The organism is Candidatus Frankia alpina (genome assembly GCF_902806485.1).
Classification (GTDB): Bacteria; Actinomycetota; Actinomycetes; order Frankiales; family Frankiaceae; genus Frankia; species Frankia alpina.
In genome coordinates this window covers 1-6,557 of the sequence record NZ_CADCWT010000245.1, presented here as the reverse complement: position 1 = coordinate 6,557, position 6,557 = coordinate 1, and the positions used below count along the sequence as shown (strand labels likewise).

8 protein-coding genes are annotated in these 6,557 nt (G+C 70.5%); 3 read left to right on the top strand and 5 right to left on the bottom strand.

Annotated features, from left to right (window positions below; all coding sequences use genetic code 11):
• Positions 1-531 (bottom strand): alpha/beta fold hydrolase (locus tag G6R25_RS19765; protein WP_336502151.1); only part of this gene is annotated, 531 nt, incomplete at its 3' end.
• Positions 532-735: 204 nt separating this feature from the next.
• Entirely contained in the window at positions 736-1,119 is a 384-nt protein-coding gene (locus G6R25_RS19760; RefSeq protein WP_136449701.1) for a VOC family protein, read from the bottom strand.
• 60 nt (positions 1,120-1,179) lie between these two features.
• Here G6R25_RS19760 and G6R25_RS19755 point away from each other — a divergent pair, with 60 nt between their 5' ends.
• Positions 1,180-1,845 (top strand): TetR/AcrR family transcriptional regulator, encoded by a 666-nt coding sequence (locus tag G6R25_RS19755; RefSeq protein ID WP_235949161.1) that lies wholly within the window; start codon positions 1,180-1,182, stop codon positions 1,843-1,845.
• Positions 1,845-2,459 carry a class I SAM-dependent methyltransferase gene (locus G6R25_RS19750; protein ID WP_163554147.1) on the top strand — a complete coding sequence of 205 codons (615 nt, stop codon included), beginning with the start codon at positions 1,845-1,847 and terminating at the stop codon, positions 2,457-2,459. Before G6R25_RS19755 ends, G6R25_RS19750 begins: the two co-directional genes overlap by 1 nt.
• 237 nt (positions 2,460-2,696) lie before the next feature.
• On the opposite strand, the gene G6R25_RS27940 is transcribed toward G6R25_RS19750, so the two are convergent.
• From G6R25_RS27940 to G6R25_RS19735, 3 genes are all read right to left on the bottom strand, one after another.
• Complete coding sequence (locus G6R25_RS27940; protein WP_235949159.1) at positions 2,697-3,053, bottom strand: type II toxin-antitoxin system PemK/MazF family toxin; 357 nt, start codon at positions 3,051-3,053, stop codon at positions 2,697-2,699.
• A 571-nt stretch (positions 3,054-3,624) separates the two neighbouring features.
• Positions 3,625-4,998 carry a hypothetical protein gene (locus G6R25_RS19740; protein ID WP_163554145.1) on the bottom strand — a complete coding sequence of 458 codons (1,374 nt, stop codon included), beginning with the start codon at positions 4,996-4,998 and terminating at the stop codon, positions 3,625-3,627.
• 42 nt (positions 4,999-5,040) lie between these two features.
• A complete protein-coding gene (locus G6R25_RS19735; RefSeq protein ID WP_163554144.1) occupies positions 5,041-5,673 on the bottom strand; it encodes a hypothetical protein in 633 nt (210 codons plus the stop codon).
• A gap of 399 nt (positions 5,674-6,072) precedes the next feature.
• On the opposite strand from G6R25_RS19735, the gene G6R25_RS19730 reads away from it, so the two are divergent.
• Positions 6,073-6,557 (top strand): effector-associated domain EAD1-containing protein (locus tag G6R25_RS19730; protein WP_235949157.1); only part of this gene is annotated, 485 nt, incomplete at its 3' end.

Here is a 6,557-nt window from a genome sequence, read left to right as displayed (position 1 = left end):
TCGGGGAGCATCGTGGCGAGGTGGTCGACGAGGCTGTGGGTGAAGGGTGGGCTCTCGCCGCCGGCGACGAGATGGACCCGGCTGCTCGATGCGGCGCGCCAGCTCCTCGTCGAAGTGCCACGCGGCGAGCGCGGGCACCTCGCCGGCGAAGCAGTAGCCGCAGTTGCGTTCGGCGCGTTCCAGGCCGGCTCGGCCGAGGGCGGACTCGATCACGGATCGGTACTCCGGACCGCACACCGCCGTCAGGAAGGTGTCGAAGGCGGTGCGCAGGTCGCCCTGGGCGGCAGCGCCCATCGCCGCGCCCAGGGCAGGGCCGATCGCAGCGGCGACCGTCGCCCGGTCCTGCGGCGGCAGGAGCGGGTCGATCAGCGGCGGCTCGACCAGGACGAGCTCGCCGACCAGCTCCGGGTGGTCGAGCGCCAGCTGCAGCGCGACCACGCAGCCGGAGGAGTGAGCGAGCACCCGGGCCCGCTCGATCCCGAGGCGGCGCAACAGATCCGCGCACTCGGCGGCATGGTCGGCCACCGACAGCGGCTCGGCGGGTGCGGAGTTCGAGTACCCGGTGCGGGTGACGCGGATCCGGCGCAGGCCGGCGACGGCCGGCGACGGCCGGCTCGCGCTCGAACGGGACGAACCAGTCAGCGAAGACTGCCGCGTGGATCAGGACGAGCGGCTCGCTGTCGCCGCCGGAGTCGGTGTGTCGCATGGGGATTCTCCTTGTAGGTCTGTGGTCGGTCAGGTGGCATAGAGACGGATTTCGATGCCGTCGGGGTCGTGGAGACCGACGAGGACGGTGCCGCCGTGGTGGCCGGTGACGAGGCCGCCGTGCTTCTGGTCGATGGCGGCCAGGTGGTCGACCCAGGCATGGACGCCGTCCCGGGTCGGGACGCCAAGCGCGACGAGGTCGAAGCCGGCGAGGGCGGCGGCGCGCGTGGGGTCGTACCGGAGCGCGATCTGGGTCGTGCCGTCCGGCGCCTTGAGGGCGACGCCACGGAGCTCGCCGTCCTCGGTGAACTCGATCGCCACCTCCAGCCCGAGCACCCGCAGGTACCACTCGCTGCTGGCGCGGACGTCGCTGACCGGGATCTTCACGTGGTGGATCGGTGTGAGGTCGGGCATGATCCCTCTGTTGACTAGAGCTGACTCTAGCGACTTACTAGAGTAGTCTCTAGCGAGTGAGTGATCCCGTCAAGGACAGGCCGAGTCGGGTCGAGTCGGGTCAAGGACAGGCCGAGTCGGGCCGAGAAGACCAGGCTGACCAGGCGGCGGATCGTCGCCGCGGCGGCGAAGGCGTTCCTCGACCAGGGCTACGGCGCGACGACGCTCGATCAGGTCGCGGCGCTACAGACCGTCTACTTCCACTTCGGGAACAAGGCGACGCTGCTCAAGGAAGCGCTCGACGTGGCCGCCGTCGGAGACGACGAGCCGGTCGCGCTACTGGACCGGCCGTGGCTCGAAGAGTTGGCCACCGAGCCCGACCCGGTCCGTGTGATCGAGCTCTGGACGAACGGCGGCCGCGAGATCATGGGGCGGGTGGCGCCGCTGCTCGCCGTCGTTCGCGGCACCGTCGGCACCGATCCGGACCTCGCGGCGCAGTGGGGCGTGAACGAGGGCCAGCGCCGCGTCGCGTTCCGCGCTCTCGCCGACCGCGCGGCCCTCCGCCCGGGGCTCACCGTCGAGAACGCCGCCGATCTGGCCTTCCTGATCACCAGCGCCGAGAACTACATCGTCGCCACGGGCACCCTCGGCTGGTCGCCGGAACGCTGGCAGAGCACCACGGCCACGCTGCTCGCTCGGGAGCTGCTCGGCGAAACGGCCGCCCAGGCCCCCGATGAGGAGTTGTGATGGGCTTCTATGACGACCAGGTGCTGCCCCGAATCGTCGATCTCGTCCTCGGCCGGCCGGTGGAGGAGGCCAGGGCGCGCGTCGCGGCCGGGCTGTCCGGCGAGGTTCTGGAGATCGGCTTCGGGTCGGGACGCAACGTCGCGCACCTTCCGGCGGGAGTCACCCGCCTGCTCGCGGTCGAACCCGCCGCCGTCGGACGCACACTCGCCGCACCCCGCATCGCCGCCGCGCCCGTCACGGTCGAGTTCATCGGCGACGACGGTCAGGCGCTGCACCTTCCGGACGCGTCGGTCGACCACGTCCTCACCACCTGGACGCTGTGCACCATCCCCGACACCGAACGGGCACTGCGCGAGATCCATCGCGTACTGCGGCCCGGCGGCACATTGCACTTCACCGAGCACGGCCGCTCACCCCGGCCCGCCGTCGCCCGCTGGCAGGACCGGCTCACACCCGCCTGGAGCAGGATCGCCGGAGGCTGCCGCCTCAACCGCCGGATCGACGACCTGGTCGAGAAGTCCGGACTGACCCTGGAGTCGGCCAGCACCTATCCGATGCGCGGGACGGCCCAGCTCGGCTTCGCCTACGAGGGCATCGCGTCGAAACCGACCTGATGCCCCCAGCGCGCAGTCTCGCAGCCCAGCTCGCGCCCACCGCAGGCTAGACGCGTGCCACGGATTCTGTCAGGACAGGACCCGTTGGACGGCTTCGAGGCTGGATCCACCGTCGGAGTTGAACGCAATCCTGGCAGCCGGCGCGCTGGTATGACCGAGGCGCTGCGCCACCTCGACCAGCCCGCGCGGGTGCCGGTGGCGACCACGGCCGCGGACCTCGCCGAATCCGACCAGCGCCTAGCGCCAGCCGTAGCGCTGATGCAGCCGGTCCGTGACCCGCTCGAACGGCTCCCGCGGCAGGGCCGTCGACTCTCGGCGCATCCCGCCCTCGTACACCCGGATCGCCCGGTCCAGGTTGACCCAGGACGGTCGATGCTCGCCGTCCCACCCGCCCGCGCCGACGGGCACAAAGTCGCCCTCGCCGTCATGGTCCTTGCTGGTGAGCTGCACGGCCAGGTAGGTGCCCGCGGATTCGACGGCCACCACGAGCACCGGCCGGTCCTTGCCCCGTCCGTCGTTCTCCTCGAACGGCACCCACGTCCAGACGATCTCGCCGGGATCCGGAGCCCCGTCCGATTCCGGCGCATAGCTCATCCGCACCGGCCCGATGCGACCCGGATCGACCTCCCTGGTGGCGTCCGGCCCAGACTCGCCCGGCGAGACCTCCGCATTCGCGCGGGACGACCGTGCCCGCTCCCGGGCCGGGTGAGGGCGCGCGGCTGCCCCCGAAGACGAAGAGGACGACGAAGAGGGGGAAGGGGCCTTCGGTGTTGACGCCGACCGCCGCCGACCTTCCCGTCCCGCCTCCCGCGAGGGTGCCTCACCCTGGTGGCGGCCGCCCGCCACCAGGTCGGACACGATCTTGACCAGATCCCCCAGCAATCCCATGCCGCCACAGTAATTGGACGCCGCTGGCGCATTCGGCGGGTTCGCTCGGCGCACGTCAACACGCGCGGCGGGGCACTGTTGCGTTCCGAGGAAGCGGCGCACGCCGGCAGCCCGGCGGCCGGCCAGGACGATCATCTCGGGCGGGAACCGGAACCCGGTGAACTCCGACACCGGCACCGACGGAGCGCCCGCATCTCGGCCCATCATCTGATCACGCCCGACCAGCAGTACGAAGGTCCCGCCGTGGCTGCTTGCGGCGGAGCCCCGACGACCTCGCCTATAGCCCACCGCCGCGTCCGGGACTCTGATGCCACCCGGGGCCGCCGGGACCGTTGACCTGGGACCTGAGGTCAGCCGGATCCTGGATCGGACCCGTCGGGGCGGTCCGGGGCGGCGTCCGGTTGACGGCCTCCGGACCGGGCCGGCGACGCAACCAACGAGCGACGCCACCGCTCCCATCGACAGAGATTCGCCTCTTCGCGGGGTCGCCGAGCGCCACATCTCCGAGCGTCACCTCATCGAAGGACGGATCGCCGAACGTCGCCTGATGGAGACCCAGGTCGAGCGGGGGCGGGTCGAGGTGCGCCGTCGGGACGTCGAGGGTGGACGCGCCGGAGAGGTTCAGCGGGTCCAGCGCGTCGTCGGGGCCGGCGACGAACAGCGGCAGGCTGTCCGGCTCCGCGGCTGCGGTGTCCGACCAAAAATCGGGCGTCAGCAGGTCGACGAACAGCTCAGTCGACGGGGTGTCACTGGACGGTTCGGCGAACAGATCCGCGCCGAAAAGGTCCGTGGCTGGGGTGGCCACGAGGAAGGACGGCTCCGCAGTCGACGGAACCAGTCTTGTGGTGACGCCGGTCAAGGCAGCGGCCACCCGTTCGATGGCAGTCGACGGGTCGCCGTTCGGCGGCACGGTCGAAGCCGGATCGGCCGGTGGCCCCCCCGTCACAAGGTGTCGGCAGGCGCGCAGGGTCGCCAGGTCACGAGTCAGGTCGGCGATGCAGGCTGCCGCGGTCGGACCGAGCCAGCCGAGGCGCAGGTGCGGGTCCAGGTCCTTGACCCGCTCGATCCGACCCTGGTGGAGACGTAGGCAGCGGTCGAGGGCAGCGTCGATGTCGGCGAGGGCCGCCCGCAGTGTGTCGTCGCTGTCGATCGACGCGCCGGGCCGGAGCGTCCCGGGCAGGTCTTCGAGTCGGTGCAGGATGTCCGCGCACAGGTCGTCGAAGCGGCGGCTGTCCCGGGCCTCTTCGGCGGCGAGGCGGGTCGCGATGATCTCGCGGTCCGTCGCGGCTCGGCGGGCCTCGAGCTGTTCGAGGTCGGCGTCGATCCGGACGCGGCGCTGGGCCTGGGCAGGGTCGGCCGGCCGCAGGCGGTCGAGGCGTTCGTGGTGGATCTGCGCCATCCGGTCCAGATCGGCGCGCAGGGCCTGGCCGGACTCGGCGCAGCGTTGCGGTGTGGCCGCCCCGGCACTGGGGTGCAGGGCGCGGAAGCTCTGGAGGCGGCGCTGGTGCACAGCCGTGAGGACGTCGAGTTCGCGAGCATCGATCTGTTCCTGCGCCTCGGTGTAGACAAAGGCGACAAAGAAGGCCACGTTCAGGCGGTAGAGGTCGATCGTCGACGTGTTTTCCTGACTGTTTTCCGTTCCGCCGAGCATGACGCCAGACGTCTGGGTGAAACCCGTGATAGCCGCATCCGGTTATTCGAGGTAGTATGCAGGCGCGATCGCGGACACCGCGTCACAAATGTCGGTGACCAGCGCGGTCATCCGACCGTCGTCGTCCGGACGGGCCATCGCGTCGGAGAGTCGGGTGATGAGCTTCGGATTGGCCGCGACGAGGTCCGCGAAGCCGAACTCCGGGCTGCGCCAGCGGTATGCGAAATCGTTCACCTGAAAATTACGGTCACCGACGATGACACCGCTCGATCTGGTGACAACGATCCGATCGGCGGCCACGCTCAGATCCATCGCGCCGTCGTCGGCGAGGTGCGGCCGGGCGGGATCGCGGTGGCGGCGATGGTTGTCCGCGAGCAGCTGACGGCGCAGCGACGCCTGCCGGCGGGCGTCGGTCGGGTCGGCGGCCAGCGCCGTGAACCTTCGCATGGTGGCCAGGCCGCAGGTCGCGTCGTCGAGGTGGACAAGCGCGTCGGTAACCCGCAGCTCGGTGGTGTTCTGCTGCCGATTGCCGTCTCCGACGACCACACCCTGGCTACCGTCGATCCACACGATCCGGTGCCGGCTCCACCAGAGACCGGACGACGTCACCGTCGGTCCGCCATCCCGCCCACGCCGGTCGACGAGAATCCGCACCCGCCTGGCGAGCGGGGTCATCGCGACCTCGGATCCTGCGGCGGACCTGACAGGCGGGCTCACCGCAGCTGCAGCCATCGACACTGGCACAGCCTGTCCGATGCGCCGGATCCACCTCCGGCACGTGCCGCGCGGGTGGCGCATCCGGGTGATCGGTGGGCGTGGTGGCGCGTGTGCGTGGTTCGTCGTCCGTGCGGGCGACCGGGCTGTGTGTGAGGCGCGGCTTCGATCGGCTGGCTGCCATGGTCTCCTCGGTCGGGTGCCGCGGCCTGGGCCACACGGTGGGAAGATGACAACGGCTCGGACAAGGCAGTTCCTGGCGCTTAGAGTAGACATCAAAGCTGACGGCAGCGACCGTTTCATCGCGACTGGGCAGACTGCCGAGGTGATGTTAGAATGAGCGATCGAGGTGATGTTAGAATGAGCGATGGACTCAGCGAGCAGGAGATTCAGTATTTCGCGTCGTGGTTTCATGAGCCGACGCTTGTCCGCCAGGTGCTGGAGTTGGCGGGAGTTCCTCGGGCGAACCAGCCGGTGTGGCAGGCGGGTGCCGCCACCGAGTACTGGCGGGAGGTCGGGTTTCTGCTTTCCGTCGGCCTACTCGCGGACGGCCGGGAAAGCCTGTTCGCGGCGGCGCGCCATTTCACCCCGGCGGCTCCGGCCGCGATGCCGCTGGACGCATCGATGGCAGCAGCGCCGGGTCCAAGCGGCTCGGCGTCCGGCGCATCGGCGATGGTCGCCGAGGCCCGCCTTCCACAGGTCACGGTGTCCAACAGCATCGGCGTCATGATCACCCACGGCGGTACTCAGGTCAACGACTTCCGTGGCGTCGACCTGCCTGCCGGCATCCAGAACCGTACGGGTGCCAGTACAGCCGATCCTCCCCGCACTGAGCCATTCCCGGC